This window comes from Sinomicrobium kalidii (assembly GCF_021183825.1).
In the GTDB taxonomy this organism is placed as follows: domain Bacteria; phylum Bacteroidota; class Bacteroidia; order Flavobacteriales; family Flavobacteriaceae; genus Sinomicrobium; species Sinomicrobium kalidii.
On record NZ_CP089211.1, the window covers coordinates 2,556,518 to 2,572,039 of the forward strand.

Sequence of the window (15,522 nt, forward strand, 5' to 3'; positions counted from 1 at the left end):
TATAGGGATAAACCATGCTACCCGGAGGCAGCATGGTCTATATGTTTTTTACCATCCGGGGTTTTGTTCGAGGTTGGGGTTTAATCCCAGCTGATCTGTCGGTAAGGGGAACAGGTAGTCCTTTGACGGGTCGAATTCCCTTAAACCGGCGTCCTGTAGCAGGATATTGCCATTCTCATCAAAATTGATACTGCTCATTTCTTCTTCGCTCAAATTGAAATCGTCAAATACCTTGTTCCCCAATACGGGTTTTGGAAGTTCGGTTTCTGCCGTTTTCCATCGTATAAGGTCCCAGTACCTGAAGCCTTCCAGTGCCAGTTCAACCCTTCTTTCCCTGCGTATCTCTTCGCGTATGTCCAGTCCGTTTGCAGTAACAAAGGCATTGGTCAAGGCCGGGAGGTTTACGCTGGGTCTTGCCCTGAGTTTGTTTATTGACATGTCCAGATCGCTGTCACTTATCTCGTTTTCCAGTTCGTAGGTGGCTTCGGCATAATTGAGTAATACTTCGGCATACCTTATAACAGCTCTGTCGATATAGGACCTTGAAACCTGCCAGTCATCCAGTTTGGCATACCTCCTGTTGGCAAACCCGGTGCGTTGAAAATTAAGGTCCGGAACGTTAAATACCGGGTTGGTACCTATATATTCATCTCCCCTCTTGAAGAAGGTGGCGCGCATTCTGGGGTCCCGGTCTTTAAAAACCTCAACGGTTGTGGCGGGCTCTTCATACATAGGAGATTTGTTTATGGGGAGTCCGTCTTCCATTAAATAGGAATCGGCCAGGGCTTTGGTGGGATTTGCCGCACCTGTTTCCAGGTACCTTTGCGCATTGTGATAACTGATGGACTCTTCTATACTTTGCCCGTACTGGCGTACCAGTATGTTCTCTTTATTTTCCGGGCCTTCTCCCTCATATTGAAAGAGATCGAAATATTCGGGGAACAGTTCATGTTCTCCGGATTCTATTACGGCTTTGGCTGCCTGTTGAGCGATAGCCAGGTGTTTCCGGGCATCTCCGTAGTTGTGAAATTTGGCCCTGGTGCCTTCAAATAAAGCTATTCTCGACTTAAAGGCCAGTGCTGCGGTGGAAGTCACCCGTCCGTATTCTTCCGAACTTTGCTCACCGGGTGATCTTAGTCTGGAAGCGGCAAAATCCAGGTCTTCATAGATTGCTGTTAATATTTCCTCGCGCGATGCCCTGGGGTCCTGTAATTCAGGGGCATTTTCATCCAGTGTCTTTAAGATCAAAGGAACCCCTCCGTAGCGTTTGAGCAGGTTAAAGTAGTTCCAGGCCCTGAAGAACCGGGCTTCGGCCACATATAAATCCACAATGTTGGCTTCCACGCCGGCATCTAAGACCTTTTGCGATTTTTCCATGATGTTGTTGGCCCTCCTTATTCCGGTATATTGATCGCCGTAATAGCTATCGGAGGAAGGGGTTAACCTGCTGCCGTCACTGATAGAGTTGGGGCTTGTTCCGTAGGCATCATCAGACCATGTGTCTTGTGTATCGGGCAGCCCGGGTAATTGGTGATACAAAACGTTAGTTGCCCCTTTAAGGTCACCTTCGTTGTTCCAAAAAGCCGGATCGGTAATTGCTGTTTCCGGAATGCGATCTACTTCACAGGAGGTTATAAGTACAAGCACTATACCCGCCCATATTGTTCTTATTTTATTATTTATTGTCATAACTGTGCTTTTAAACCATTAAAAAGATATGTTAACTCCAAAAGCGATTGAACCTGTTAAGGGGTAATCGGCATGAACCCTGTTCTTCTGTTCCGGGTCCAGGACACCGTCGAACACACCCAGCTTTGTAAATGTGGCTATATTTTCTGCCGAACAATAAAGCCTTACATTGGAAAGTGCCATTTTTTCGAGGTATTTCTGCGGAATGGAGTATCCGAACTGAATATTTTTGATCCTTAAATAGGCTGCATTTAGTACCCATCGGTCAGACGGAACGAAATTTTGATCGCCTCCGATATACGGTCTCGGGAAAGCGGCATCGGGATTGTCCGGGGTGTAATAATCGGCGTGGATCGCCATGGGTTGTATCCATGAATACCGCAATGGCTGGGAAACATATCTGGAGGGGATGATATTCCTTTTGCCCACGCCCTGTAAAAATATGCTGAAGTCTATATTTTTCCAGTTGGCATTGGCTGTTATACCGTAAAGATATCTTTGCTGGGTACTGCCGAGGGCCACGAGGTCTCCGTGATCTTCTACGGTTCCTCCCCCGGGATTGATTTTTCCGTCACCGTTCTGATCTACATATGCTATATCTCCTATTCCCGTTCTGTTGTTATAAAATGGTGCGGCATCCAGTTGTTCCTGGGTTTCTATGTACCCGGGTACGGTTTCATAGCCCCAGATGGTGTTCAGTTCATGGCCTGTTATTTTGCCGTTAACGCCTTCTCCTACCAGGTTGTATCCTTCCCCGTATTCTATAAGTTCGTTTTGATTGTCAGACACGTTAACTCCGATACTGAAGTTAAAATCGTCTCCTATCTGGTCCCTGTAGGTCACGGCGGCTTCCCAACCCCAGCTTTTGAGCTCTCCTGCGTTTGTTCTCGGCGGGGCTATTCCAAGGGTTGCCGGGCGTCTTATCTGCACCAGCATATTGTTGTTTGTTTTGGTATAATAATCAAAACTTCCTGTGATCTTGTTTCGCAATATTCCGAAATCAAAACCGAAATCGGTTGTTTCTATGGTTTCCCATCCCAGGGATGACGAAGGTAAAGAGCCCTGGTAGAAGTAGGTGGTCCTGTCTTCCGATTCGCCCATAACCAAATTATTTCCACTACTGATAAGAGGCAGATAATCATAATAACCAATGATATCAGCGTTTGCATTCCCTAACTGCCCCCATGAAAACCTGGGCTTGAATTGAGAGATAAAAGGCAATGCACTTTCAAACCATCCTTCTTTGTGCATGTTCCAACCGGCGGATGCGGAATAGAACCACTTTGTTCTTTCCCCGGGTGCCAGCCTGGAGCTTTCATCCGACCTGATGGTGGCCTCAAGGAGGTATTTATCGTCAAAACTATAATTGAAACGGCCGAGTATGGACTGGTTGGCAAATTCAATTAATCCTTCTCCCACGGTCTCAGATCCTTGTTCTGCAAGTTCCAGTGTTGGCAGATCATTACTTACCAGGCTGCTAACGGATGCATTAAAGGAGGATGACCGGTAACTTTCCCACTGATATCCTGCCAGCACGTGAAATTTATGTTTTTCTGCCAGGGTCAGGTCATAATCAACGAGGAACTGGAAGTTATCTGTGGTTCTCGTCCTGGTGTACCTGTAATAATTGTTGGGCCTGTTGAGGTAATAGGTGGGCTGGGAATCGTCCAGATCCCATAATTCAACAGTACGCCTGAATTGTGTATAGTCTTTCCGGTCTACCTGTCTTCCGTATATGGTTTTGAGCTGTAATCCTTTGATAAAATCTTTTGCGGTGAGTGTGAATATACCGTTTAACTCGTCATAATTGTCGTCCTGATATCCACCTTCCTTTAAGTAGGCATAGGTGTTATTTCCGGAAGTACCGGCCCCGCCGAAAAGTTTTCCATCAGGAGTGTGAATGGGGAAACGCAACCTGGCCTGGTACACTTGTTGTAACAATCCGTATCCGCTGACGCCTATTGCCGGCCTGTCCTTGCCTTCTACAGAATAGCTTAATTTTGTGTCAAAGTTGAGGTGCTTTGTGATTTCCGCATTTACGTTGGAACGCAGGTTCCATCTCTTGTACCCGTCGGGGCCTACTTTAAAAATCCCTTCCTGATCCAGGTAGCCTGCCGAAAAAAGGTACCTGATCTTTTCCGATCCACCACTGACATTGAGGTTATGAGACTGCATAAAATACTGGTCCCTCAAAATCTGGTCCCTGATACTTTGCTGGTTGTAGGTCCTGTATTTATTGGGATTATTGGGGTCTGTCACGAATTCGATTCCGTTCCTGATGTTTTCCAGGTCGAATTCGCTGTATTCCAGACCTACGCCGGCATTGGCCCTGGCCAGATTGGAATATTCCGCTTCTTCCAGTAATGAAAGTCTTTCCGGAACATTCAGGGCCCATTGTACGGTCATCCTGCCGTCATAGTCCACTACCATCTTCCCTTCTTTACCTATTTTGGTGTTTACGAGGATAACACCTCCGGCAGCCCGTGCTCCGTAGATGGCTGCAGCAGCGGCATCTTTTAGTACGGTGACCGATTCTATGTCGTCGGGATTAAGTCTTTGCAAAGGTGCGAGTGAAGGCATTGAAACCCCGTCGAGTACCAGAAGCGGGTCAACCGAACCGTTTGCCGAGGATACTCCTCTTATTTGTATGCTGAGGTTTTCATCGCCGGGCTGTCCGGATGTCCGGGTAATATTAAGCCCGGGAGCCGTACCCTGTAACGCGTTGATGGCATTGGTCACAGGCCTGTTTTCAATGGATTTTGATGTAATTGTGGATACTGCCGAGGTCATGGAAGCCTTTTTCTGTGTTCCGTAGCCCACAACGACAACTTCTTCAAGTTTGGAAACGTCTTCTTTAAGGCTTGCATTTAAAATGGTTTGTCCGTTGACCGGTACTTCCCGGGTAACAAACCCCATATAGCTGAATACCAATGTTGCATTATCTCCGGGAACGGAAACCTCATAGTTGCCGTCAAAATCTGTAGCTGTCCCGGTAGAAGTGTTTTTAACCACAACGGTTACTCCGGGTAAGGGTTGCCCGTCGCCCTCTGAGGTGACGGTACCTTTTACTGTGGTCTGCGCATATGCGGCCGAAAAGCAGCATGCGAGGATAATAAGACACAGGTTACTGCGCCGTTTTCTGTGAAAGTGTTCCATGTTTTGATCAGTTTTGAGTTAGTATTTGAATGAACCATATTAATGTTAACGAGCACATATTAAAAGATCACTGGATCAGCTAATCGGATAAAATATGTCCTTATATATACTTAGTGCTAATAAGCCGGGGATGTAAATACAATCGGTTGTACGAGCACACCTGTTATTTTATTTTTTGGGTTCGAGCACATTTTAATTTAAAATACGACGCTGTTGATGTTTTAGGCTTTAAATTTTATGGATTATACAATATTAATCTTAAAAGAGTGGCTAATGTATAATAATGAAATCTAAAAAACAAGAAATTGCCTGAAAAAATACAATCGATTGTTTTTATTTAGGGTTTTAACGTATAAAAAAGGTGAAATCAGGTTTAGTGTTGGTCAGTTCCTTTGTGTGGAACCGCGTTCGATCAGGGTGGTTTTTAATACAATGGCCTTGTTGAGCACTTTGGCATCGGCTTCGTTCCTGATATTGTTTACAAGCAGGTCACAGGCTATTTTTCCGATTTCAAATCCCGATTGATCTACCGTAGTGAGTGAGGGTTCGATAACTTCTGAAATAGGTTCGTTGCTGAATCCTACTATGGCAATATCCTCCGGTATGCGTTTTCCTTGTTTCTTCAGGTATTTTACAGCACCGATGGCCGATACATCATTGGCGGAGAAAATACCGTCAATATCGGCATTGTTTTTCAGGAGTTTCCGGGCGGAATCATATCCGTCTGCCTCCATAAGTCTTGAGGGAAAGACAAGTTTACTGCTGTATGGGATCTGGTGATCTTTAAGGGCCTGCCTGTATCCTTTGAGGCGGTTTTTATAAATTTCGAGTTCCTGAGGCCCCGAGAAGTGGGCTATTTTTTTGCATCCCCTGGCAATGAGATGTTCTACTGCATCATAAGCAGCCTGACGGTCGTCTATAAGCACCTTGCTGGCGTCTGGCATGTCTTCGCAATGACGGTCGAAAAAAACGAGGGGAGTTCCGTTGTCCCGAAAATATTCAAGATGTTTGCTGTCGGTGGTTTCCATTGAAACGGAGATAAGAATACCGTCAACGCGGTTTGCGATCAGGTTTTTGACGATGCTTTTTTCACGATCCAGTTTTTCCAGGGACTGACATATAATGACATTGAACCCTGCTGCAAAAGCAGCCTCTTCTATTCCTGCAATAGTGGAAGAGAAGAAGTGCCGTGATATCCTGGGGATTACCACGCCTATGGTATTGCTCCGGCTCCTGCGCAGGTTCGAGGCCAGAAGATTGCGCTGATAACCGAGCTCCCTGGCCTTGGCCCATACTTTTTCCTTGGTTTTCTGAGTTACCCTGCTGCTGTTGTTCAGGGCCCTTGATACAGTTGAACTGTTAATATTCAGGGCCCTGGCTATTTCATGTATGGTTGGGTTCCCTTTTTTCATAGGTGTAATTTAATGGTCTGTGATGTAAATTTACTACCATCTTGTAATTGGGAAAGGGAATTGCACATAAATTCTTGTATATGCCTGCGATTCCGAACAGGTCAGTGTTTGTCCTTTTCACTTCCATCAGTTTCCTTTTTCCGGAGCAGGGCTTCCAGGAAGTAATAGTCTGCATAATTCAGTGGGACATCGACTTCCACGTCGTGGGGCTTGCTTCCTACGGAGTGCATCAGGAGAAAATCGGCGTTGTCCCCTAATGCGGCAAAATATGCCGGAGAACTGAGGCTCGTTACGATTTGATCGGCAAAGTTCCGGTGTATTTGTGCTTTTTCGTTTTCGGTAAAGGTACTGAGTTCATAGAGTGCGGATGCTGCTATGGCTGCTGCGGAGGCATCCCTTGGCGTATTTTCGGAAGCCGGGGCATCATAATCCCAGTACGGGATTTTATCTTTCGGCAGGTTCGGATGATTTTGGATGAAATCGGCTATTTTTTGTGCGTGTTCCAGGTATCTGGAATCCCCGGTCTCCCGGTAACACATGGTAAAACCGTAAAGTCCCCAGGCCTGTCCACGTGCCCAGGCAGAATTGTCACTGAGCCCCTGATGGGTGTTCTTTTGCAGTACTTTACCTGTTTCCGTGTCGTAGTCCAGAACATGATAGGAACTGTTATCTTCGCGATAGTGATTTTTCAGTGTAGTATCGGCATGGGAGACCGCAATATTGTAATAAGTTGAATCTCCCGAGATTCTGGTGGCATGAAAAAGCAGCTCGAGGTTCATCATATTGTCTATGATAACGGGGCAATCCCACTTCTTGCTCCAGTCCCAGGACTGGAGTACCCCGGCTTGTGGCCTGAACCTGGTAGAGAGCGATCTCGCGGTCTGTACAATTACCGAGTCATATACGGGCGAATCCGTGTATTTTAATGCATTTCCGTAAGTACATTCCATAATGAAACCGACATCGTGGTTTCCTTCCCAATATTGAATGGAATCGAGTTTTTCAGTGTATTCCACAGCGCGGTCTTTCCATTTTTTCTTTTTGGTGAGCCCGTATAAATTCCATAAAGAAGCCGGGAAAAAACCGCTGGTCCAGTCGTAAATGCCTACGGTAACGAGTTTTCCGTTACGGGTGGTGCGGGGCATCATTTTTTTACCGTTTTTCAGTGGTGCGATGGCTGCATAGAGGGAATCGTAATGGGCCTGGGTGACATCCAGGGTGGTTTGAGGTGTTTTGGTGGGCTTTTCGGTGCAGCCCATCCAGATCATAATCATTATAAAAAGAAGTGCAAACCTGGGTTTCATAATATGCCGTGTTTTGGGTTAGTTGAATATTGTGTCAATCATAAACACTTTTTTGTTATCGAACACACGCAAATATATGTATTTTTATTAAAAACAATCGATTGTATTATTTTTTTATTTCCATTGGAAAGATTCCATCAGTCTGCGGATATCTTTACTGATGTAATCTGCGGCCGGCAGTATGGAGTCGTAATTCGGTTTGGTATAGAAGTAAAGCGACCCGGTCAGGAAATGGGAAGTACTGTCTGTTACGTAAAACTGTGCCTGTGATGCGGCATTGCCCGCAACTTCATACAAGCGGCCATATACATGCTCCTGTTTGTTTTCAAACTGTCCGCCCACCCCGATCTCATCGGCCTTGATAACGTGGTCGTAAGTGAGTTTTTCAGCATCGATAAGCAACGACCGGAGGTTGTTGTCTACGGGTTTATAGGTGAGGAACACAGTAGCTTTCATGTCCGGGTATTTGATATTGAGACGGCAATTACGCTTCTCCTCGATCACAGCCCTGGTATTTTTTTCGAACCGGAAAGGGCAGTTTGTCTCCAGTGGCCTGTAGCGGGCTTCCGGATATTCCAGCCGCAACACGGCTTTGGGTTTGGGCACGTGGTCCTTGCCACAGGAGATGAGTAGTAATAGTGTGAGGCTGATGTATGTAAAACGGATTTTGTTTTTCACTCTGGTCTTTTTTTCCGGCGGGTATGGAATTTCGTAACCTCCTAATTGTTAATGGTAACCTTGATCTGCTTGATGCGTTTTTCATCCAGGGCTTCTATAACAAACGTAAAATCGTGGAAGTTTATTTTTTCCCTTACCCGGGGAAATTTTCCTGCGATTTCGAGTACAAACCCTGCGATGGTCTCTGATTCTCCCTTATTCTCCTCGAATATTTCTTCATTTTCGAGGCGAAGCACGCGGTAAAAGTCCTTCAGGGCGGTTTTACCTTCAAAGACATAGTTGTTCTCATCAAGTTTGGAGAAGATGAGGTCTTCATCGTCAAATTCATCACTGATATCGCCCACGATCTCCTCTATGATATCTTCGAGGGTAACCAGGCCGGAAGTACCGCCGTATTCATCTACCACAATGGCCAGGTGCATTTTCATTTCCTGGAATTCCTTGAGAAGGTCGTCCAGTTTCTTGTTTTCGGGCACAAAGTAGGCTTCCCTTTTAAGTTTGGCCCAGTTCAGGGTTTTTTTATCGATATGGGGAAGGAGGTCCTTTACATACAGGACACCGGTAATGTTGTCTACATTATCTTTGAACACCGGAATCCTGGAATATCCGTTTTTTATGATTTCACGGATTACCTCGGGGAATTTCATATCCTCGCCGAGTGCAAAAATATCAATCCGGGGGCACATCACCTGTTTGGTATCGGTATTGCCGAAAGAGACAATGCCTTCGAGTATCTTTTGTTCTTCCCTGGTGGTGTCTTCCTCCGAGGTGAGTTCAAGGGCGTGCGATAATTGATCTACGGACAGGTTGCTTTTTTGTCTTCCGAGTTTGTCCTGGAGATAGGAAGTCGAGGCTTTCATGGGAATACTCAGCGGCGAGAGGATTTTGTCCAGGACAAGAAGCGGGTATGCCATGAAGTGTACGAATTTTATCCGGTTCCTGCTCGCATATATCTTGGGAAGGATTTCACCGAAAAGGAGGATCAGTGCGGTGGCAGCTACCACTTCAATAAGGAATCTCACGTCTATAAGTCCTAGTATTTTATGGTTGATGTCCCCGAAAAACGAACTGCCCAGTGAACTGAATATCAATACAACAGCTATATTGATAAAGTTATTGGCTATCAATATGGTGGCCAGCAGTTTTTTGGGCCTGTGAAGCAGCTTTACAATCAGTTCGCCCCTGCTGGTTTTTGAAGCGCTTTCCTCGTTGAGATCGGTCTGTGAGAGAGAAAAGAAAGCTACTTCTGCTCCCGATATCAGTGCGGAGCAGATGAGTAACAGTATAAGTATGACGATTTTAAAAATACTTACGCCTTCTATGTCGGAAAGAAATATTAAAAAACTCGAGGGTTCAGGGTCCAATCGCTGCGAATTTGGTTAAACTTCCTTAAAACGGTAAATCGTCATCTTCTCCTGTGTCCTGCGGAGGAGCGGGATCTTTTTTTGCAGATGTGTTTTCAGCCGATGGGGAAGAGCTTGCCTGGGAGAAATTGTTTTCACTGTTGTCTTTTCGGGTAGACAGGAAGGTAAAATCTGTTACCTGTATTTCCGTAGAATACCTGGTGTTGCCGTCTTCTCCCTGCCATTGCCTTGTTTTTATACGTCCTTCAACATATATCTTGTCTCCTTTGCTCAGGTATTTTTCACAGACTTCGGCGGCTTTGTTCCGAACCACGATATTGTGCCATTCGGTATTGGTTACCCGTTCTCCCGTTTGCCTGTTTACATAGGTTTCATTTGTGGCCAGGGGGAATCTTCCCAGGGAATTTCCGCCTTCAAAATAATGCATTTTCACATCATCTCCCAAATGCCCGATCAGCATTACTTTGTTCAGTGTTCCACTCATATTGATCTTATTCTGTTTACGTGATAAATTCTCGTATATGACAACATTTATTTTAGTTCTTTCGGAGTTGCCGGAGATTGAATGAGATTGAAAAGATTGAATCCCGACGATGTCGGGAGATTGATTTTTAATAAGGGGGCAATCTCTTTCAGCCTTCCGACGCAGTCGGAATCAATCTTCAATCAATATTTTGATATATCGATCAGGGTAAAACCGGTCTCTCAACAACTTACAAAAACAAATATCGTCATGTACTAAACTCAAAAATACTAAAAATTAGCTGTTTTGCCTTGTAAAAGGGTCAAAATTCATATTCCCGTACAAAATTAGCAATTAAAACGGGGACAGGATATGTTTTTACTTCGGATTTATCGATTCCTCCCCGGATATCGTTTTCCAGGTACACGCTCCAGAAGGTGGTATGTATGTGTTGGTGCGATAGTTTGTGAACAATGGATTTCTGATTGTAACGGGACAGTTTGAAGTAATTGTTCTCTCCGATGTGCTTTTGAAATTCCGGGTCCCGGATAATATCGTCTCTTTCCAGGGCCTGGTCCGATTCTATCAAAGGGAATTCATACAGGTGCTGCCATATGTCTTTTTTTGTTCTCCTGAAAAGCAGCGTCTCGCGTTCATTGTGAATAATGAGGTAGTTGAAATAACGGTGTTTCAGCTTTGCCTTCTTGGTTTTTACCGGCAGTTGATCCACGAGGTTGTCCCTCAGGGCTACACATCCGGAATTTAGCGGGCATACGGAGCAGTTCGGTGATTTCGGCTTGCATTGTATGGCTCCGAACTCCATGATACCCTGGTTGAAAACGGCAGGATCGTCCCTGTCTATGAGCTCACCGGCAAGTTGCTTGAAATACTTAATGCCCTTTGTGGAGTTGATGGGAATGTCGACACCGAAAAAGCGCGAAAGCACCCTGTATACATTACCGTCCACTACGGGAGCGGCTTCGTTAAAAGATATGGAAGCTATGGCACTGGCCGTATAATCTCCCACTCCTTTTAGCTTCAGGAGCTCTTTGTAAGACGACGGGAACTGCCCGTTTCGTTCGAAAGCGATATATTTTGCCGTGTGGTGCAGGTTCCGGGCCCTGGAATAATAGCCCAATCCCTGCCAAAGTTTCAGGACCTCTTCCTCCGGGGCATTGGCAAGATCAAAAACGGTGGGATAGGCTTTTTCGAACTTCAGATAGTAGGGCAATCCCTGGTCTACACGGGTTTGTTGCAGCATGATCTCCGACAGCCATATCTTGTATGGGGCTGTGGTCCTGCGCCACGGAAGTTCGCGTTTGTTTCGATGGTACCAGCCTTTGATTGTCTCTGAAAAAGTCATGTTTTCGAATAAAAATCAAAAGTATAAAGTTTATATGGTTAAATTTTAATTAATTAGGGTTTAAATTTTGAGTAATTAATTTATATATTTGCATCCCCTAAAATTAATATAGTTAATAAAACATAATAAAAATGACGAAAGCAGACATCGTAGCTAAGATTTCAGAAAAACTTGGCATGGAAAAAGGAGATGTACAGGCCACAGTAGAATCTTTCATGGACGAGGTGAAAAATTCATTGGAAAGCGGAGACAATGTATATTTACGGGGTTTTGGAAGCTTTATTATCAAAACAAGGGCTGAAAAAACAGGTAGAAATATCTCCAAGAACACTACCATAAAGATCCCCGCTCACAACATCCCCGCGTTTAAGCCTGCAAAAGTTTTTGTTGAGGGAGTAAAGACCAACGTGGAAGTTAAATAACAATATTAATCTAATTTTACAGACTATGCCGAGTGGTAAAAAAAGAAAAAGACATAAGGTAGCTACGCATAAACGCAAGAAAAGAGCCAGGGCTAACCGACATAAAAAGAAAAAATAGGGTAGAGACACACGGCCGTGTGTCTCTGTCGTTTTACATTTAAAAAAATTAACGTTCATTGAAATAGAAATTTTATCTGTTCAGATAAAGTTTCGCCGGGTTTATAACCTGCCGTATTACGGCGGGGAAACCTGTGAAAATTATTGTTTAATCCTTTCGTCTGCCAGGCTTTATGTATTTGGCAGGTGGACATAAAATCATTCAGAGTGAATAAGGAATTAATAGTGAGATCTGGTTCCTCTGACGTTGATTTTGCCTTTTTAAAGGATGGAAAACTTATTGAATTACATAAGGAAGAGGACAGCAGTGATTTTGCTGTTGGCGATATTATGCTCGCCAAGATCAGAAAACCTGTTTCCGGGCTCAATGCTGCTTTTGTAAATGTAGGATACGAGAAAGATGCGTTTTTGCATTATCATGATCTCGGACCTAAATTACCTTCTTTATTGAAATTCATAAAACGTGTAAGCACAGGTAAATTAAAAGACTTTTCATTAAAGGACTTCCCATTTGAGCAGGATATAGACAAGAATGGAAGCATAGTCAATGTGCTTAAATCCAATCAGTCTATATTGGTACAAATTGTAAAAGAGCCTATTTCCACCAAAGGTCCCAGGATCAGTTCCGAGCTTTCCATAGCCGGAAGATATCTGGTACTGGTTCCGTTTTCCGACCGTATCTCGGTTTCTCAGAAAATCGAGAGTAAAGAAGAAAAAGACCGGTTAAAAAGGCTCGTGCAAAGCATCAGACCCAAAGGGTTCGGTGTTATAGTTCGTACCGTTGCAGAAGGCAAAAAAGTCGCAGAACTGGATAAAGATTTACACAACCTGTACCTTAGATGGATAGCGATGTGTAAAAAAATCCACAAAGCGGGACATCCGTCCAAAGTATTGAGTGAAATGAATCGTGCAGCATCCATTTTAAGGGATGTGTTTAACGATTCGTTTACGGGAATACACGTGGACGATGAAACGCTTTATTATCAAATTAAAGATTACGTGCATGAAATTGCACCGGAAAAAGAATCTATCGTGAAATTGTATGAATCCCGTGTTCCCATATTTGAAAAATACGGGATTGAAAGACAAATTAAAACTTCTTTCGGAAAAACTGTTTCCATGAGCAAGGGTGCTTATTTGGTTATTGAACATACCGAAGCCCTGCATGTTATTGATGTAAACAGCGGTAACCGGTCTAATAAAGCCAAGTCCCAGGAAGAGACAGCGCTGGAAGTAAACCTTATAGCAGCCAGCGAAATTGCAAGACAACTGAGGTTGCGGGATATGGGCGGTATAATTGTCGTCGACTTTATAGATATGACAAACCAGGAAAACCGCAGAAAGCTCTATGATCACTTTAGAGAGGAAATGAAGGAAGACAGGGCCAAGCACAAGATCTTACCCCCTAGTAAATTTGGCCTTATACAAATCACGAGGCAGAGAGTGAGACAAGAAATGAACATTAAAACCAGGGAAGAGAATCCCAATGGTAACGGAGAAATAGAAGCTCCCATAGTGATAATAGATAAGATCTCTGCCGATCTTGAAAAAATTATACAGAGTAAAGGCTTCAAAAACGGTATAGTGCTCAATGTGCACCCGTTTATTGCAGCCTATTTAACCAAAGGATTTCCATCCATCCGTTCTAAGTGGTTCTTAGAACACAAAAAATGGGTAAAAATTTTACCAAGAGACGCTTACACATACTTGGAATACCGATTTAAAGATAAAAAAGGAACTGTTTTATCTTAAAAACAAAACACCTTGTTTCTGCCTTACCAGGCAGGAGGCAAGGTGTTTTTTATTGGTTTTCACTCTTCCGAAGGTTAACCTTCAGCAAAATACTGTACTGACCTGTTAGTTAAGATGCTTTCTTTTCCGGAATAACCGGAAACAGGCCGGTGTTTTTTCTTATTTTTGATCTGCCATTCGGTTTTTTGACAGTAATGAACAAACAATCCCATACCCTTGACGAAGCCAAGCGAAAACTGGAGCATTTCTGTGCCTACCGGGAACGTTGCCATAAAGAAGTGGTGAGCAAACTTCAAAAAATGAACATGATCCCGTTGGCCATAGACGCTGTACTGGTACACCTGATCGAAAATAATTTTTTAAATGAGGGACGCTTTGCCCGTAGTTTTGCCCGTGGAAAATTTCGCCTTAAAAAATGGGGGAAACAGCGTATTGTCAGGGAACTTGAATGGAGGGATATCTCCGCGCCCAACATACGGGAGGCACTCAGGGAGATCGACGAAGAAAATTATATGGATACGCTCCATGAAATTGCAGAGAAAAAGTGGGAGCAAATAAAGGAAAGCCTTCCTTCGGGTAAAAAAAAGACCGAAGCTCTTTACCGTGGCAGGAAAAAATTATCGGATTACCTGTTGTACAGGGGCTGGGAAAGTCATCTGGTCAATGAAAAGGTAAACGAACTGACCCGGTAAGTTTAAAACCTGTCATAAAGCAGGTAGGTTGAGTTAAGGGCTATACCGGGATACCAAGTTCTTTATGAGTCCTTATAACAGCTTGCTCGTTTTTGTAATCTATCCATGCCTGTCCTTTGCGTTTGCGCATAAAGTTGTCAAAATGCCGCATGATAAGTACGTTGTATGCCGCTTTTGCCAGGTTCATGGGCTGCCTGGGAAATGCCCGGAGGCTCATAGAAAATCCCGGGCTGAGGTATTTCATGTAATGCCAGTAACCTTCCGGCATATAAAGCATTTCACCATGTTCCAGATTGGCAATATATCCTTTGGCGTGTTTTAGGGCCGGCCATTTGTCGTAATCCGGGTTGTCGAAATCGATATCTTCCCTTGAAATCAGTGAATGCGGGATTTTGTACATGTATTTCGACTGATCCGGAGGAAGGATAATACACTGTTTCTTTCCGTGAAAGTGAAAGTGCAGTATATTGGAATAATCAATGTCAAAATGCATGAATACCCGGCTGTTCTCCCCGCCAAAGAACAACATGGGAAGTTGTTTTACCAACCTTAATCCTATTTGTGGCCATTCAAAATCCTCCTGTAAGGAAGGGACTTCTTTCATCAGGTTATAGAGAAATATTCTGTAATTGGTAGACGTTGTTTCAAGAAGTCTAATGTATTCGCCCATTTTCATTCTGGCATGCGGTTCGTTAAAACCGTCTTCGTGGCTGACAGGGCGGTCGTCATAAAGGGGGACCACACGGTCTCCGGCTATTTTATCTATATAGTCGAAATGCCATTTCTCATAGGCACTCCACTCTTTGGTGAGCTCCTGGATAACCACAGGCTTTTGGGGCTTTACATACCGGGCTAAAAAGTCCTCCTTTGTGATGTTTTTTACACGAGGGATCTCCTGCAGTTGCATAAAAAGTACATTGAATTTAAACCTCGCAAAGTTAAAGAATTGTTTCAAAACTGTTTAGTAAAATCTTAGTTATATAACGTGTTTTGTAAGAAATACAAGGATTGACTGTAACAGAAGTTATGTATTTTTTATGTGAATATACCGTCTGGTTTCCGGAGAGAAACTGCATGCATCCGGGATGCTACGAAAGAAAAATATACCTG

12 protein-coding genes are annotated in these 15,522 nt (G+C 44.0%); 3 read left to right on the top strand and 9 right to left on the bottom strand.

Annotation, left to right across the window (positions count from 1 at the left end):
• Positions 1 to 48 precede the first annotated feature (48 nt).
• From LS482_RS10120 to mutY, 8 genes are all read right to left on the bottom strand, one after another.
• On the bottom strand, positions 49 to 1,689 hold the full coding sequence (locus LS482_RS10120; protein WP_233031665.1) for a RagB/SusD family nutrient uptake outer membrane protein: 1,641 nt from the start codon (positions 1,687 to 1,689) through the stop codon (positions 49 to 51).
• 18 nt (positions 1,690 to 1,707) lie between these two features.
• Positions 1,708 to 4,845 carry a SusC/RagA family TonB-linked outer membrane protein gene (locus LS482_RS10125; protein WP_233031666.1) on the bottom strand — a complete coding sequence of 1,046 codons (3,138 nt, stop codon included), beginning with the start codon at positions 4,843 to 4,845 and terminating at the stop codon, positions 1,708 to 1,710.
• A gap of 383 nt (positions 4,846 to 5,228) precedes the next feature.
• The gene (locus LS482_RS10130; RefSeq protein WP_233031667.1) at positions 5,229 to 6,257 is read right to left on the bottom strand and encodes a LacI family DNA-binding transcriptional regulator; all 1,029 of its coding nucleotides are present in this window, start codon (positions 6,255 to 6,257) and stop codon (positions 5,229 to 5,231) included.
• A 101-nt stretch (positions 6,258 to 6,358) separates the two neighbouring features.
• Complete coding sequence (locus LS482_RS10135; protein ID WP_233031668.1) at positions 6,359 to 7,561, bottom strand: glycoside hydrolase family 88 protein; 1,203 nt, start codon at positions 7,559 to 7,561, stop codon at positions 6,359 to 6,361.
• 114 nt (positions 7,562 to 7,675) lie between these two features.
• Positions 7,676 to 8,239 carry a gliding motility lipoprotein GldD gene (gldD, locus tag LS482_RS10140; RefSeq protein ID WP_233031669.1) on the bottom strand — a complete coding sequence of 188 codons (564 nt, stop codon included), beginning with the start codon at positions 8,237 to 8,239 and terminating at the stop codon, positions 7,676 to 7,678.
• 41 nt (positions 8,240 to 8,280) lie between these two features.
• Positions 8,281 to 9,603, bottom strand: coding sequence for a gliding motility-associated protein GldE (locus LS482_RS10145; RefSeq protein WP_233031670.1), 1,323 nt, complete (start codon positions 9,601 to 9,603; stop codon positions 8,281 to 8,283).
• 25 nt (positions 9,604 to 9,628) lie between these two features.
• Complete coding sequence (locus tag LS482_RS10150; protein ID WP_233031671.1) at positions 9,629 to 10,087, bottom strand: single-stranded DNA-binding protein; 459 nt, start codon at positions 10,085 to 10,087, stop codon at positions 9,629 to 9,631.
• Positions 10,088 to 10,388: 301 nt separating this feature from the next.
• Positions 10,389 to 11,429 carry an A/G-specific adenine glycosylase gene (gene mutY, locus LS482_RS10155; RefSeq protein WP_233031672.1) on the bottom strand — a complete coding sequence of 347 codons (1,041 nt, stop codon included), beginning with the start codon at positions 11,427 to 11,429 and terminating at the stop codon, positions 10,389 to 10,391.
• 131 nt (positions 11,430 to 11,560) lie between these two features.
• Between mutY and LS482_RS10160 the strand changes: the two genes are divergently transcribed.
• The 3 genes from LS482_RS10160 to LS482_RS10170 all read left to right on the top strand — a co-directional run bounded on the left by LS482_RS10160 (position 11,561) and on the right by LS482_RS10170 (position 14,412).
• Positions 11,561 to 11,851 (top strand): HU family DNA-binding protein, encoded by a 291-nt coding sequence (locus tag LS482_RS10160; protein WP_072316194.1) that lies wholly within the window; start codon positions 11,561 to 11,563, stop codon positions 11,849 to 11,851.
• A 324-nt stretch (positions 11,852 to 12,175) separates the two neighbouring features.
• Positions 12,176 to 13,720 (top strand): Rne/Rng family ribonuclease, encoded by a 1,545-nt coding sequence (locus LS482_RS10165; RefSeq protein WP_233031673.1) that lies wholly within the window; start codon positions 12,176 to 12,178, stop codon positions 13,718 to 13,720.
• A 194-nt stretch (positions 13,721 to 13,914) separates the two neighbouring features.
• The gene (locus tag LS482_RS10170; RefSeq protein WP_233031674.1) at positions 13,915 to 14,412 is read left to right on the top strand and encodes a regulatory protein RecX; all 498 of its coding nucleotides are present in this window, start codon (positions 13,915 to 13,917) and stop codon (positions 14,410 to 14,412) included.
• Between the two features lie 40 nt (positions 14,413 to 14,452).
• On the opposite strand, the gene LS482_RS10175 is transcribed toward LS482_RS10170, so the two are convergent.
• Complete coding sequence (locus LS482_RS10175) at positions 14,453 to 15,319, bottom strand: cupin-like domain-containing protein (protein WP_233031816.1); 867 nt, start codon at positions 15,317 to 15,319, stop codon at positions 14,453 to 14,455.
• Positions 15,320 to 15,522: the final 203 nt, after the last annotated feature.

What these genes read in the sequence shown, in the direction of transcription:
- LS482_RS10150 (WP_233031671.1), bottom strand. Translation starts at nt 10,087, where the DNA reads ATGAGTGGAACACTGAACAAAGTAATGCTGATCGGGCATTTGGGAGAT.
- LS482_RS10135 (WP_233031668.1), bottom strand. Translation starts at nt 7,561, where the DNA reads ATGAAACCCAGGTTTGCACTTCTTTTTATAATGATTATGATCTGGATG.
- LS482_RS10160 (WP_072316194.1), top strand. Translation starts at nt 11,561, where the DNA reads ATGACGAAAGCAGACATCGTAGCTAAGATTTCAGAAAAACTTGGCATG.
- LS482_RS10170 (WP_233031674.1), top strand. Translation starts at nt 13,915, where the DNA reads ATGAACAAACAATCCCATACCCTTGACGAAGCCAAGCGAAAACTGGAG.
- LS482_RS10175 (WP_233031816.1), bottom strand. Translation starts at nt 15,319, where the DNA reads ATGCAACTGCAGGAGATCCCTCGTGTAAAAAACATCACAAAGGAGGAC.
- LS482_RS10130 (WP_233031667.1), bottom strand. Translation starts at nt 6,257, where the DNA reads ATGAAAAAAGGGAACCCAACCATACATGAAATAGCCAGGGCCCTGAAT.
- mutY (WP_233031672.1), bottom strand. Translation starts at nt 11,429, where the DNA reads ATGACTTTTTCAGAGACAATCAAAGGCTGGTACCATCGAAACAAACGC.
- LS482_RS10120 (WP_233031665.1), bottom strand. Translation starts at nt 1,689, where the DNA reads ATGACAATAAATAATAAAATAAGAACAATATGGGCGGGTATAGTGCTT.
- LS482_RS10125 (WP_233031666.1), bottom strand. Translation starts at nt 4,845, where the DNA reads ATGGAACACTTTCACAGAAAACGGCGCAGTAACCTGTGTCTTATTATC.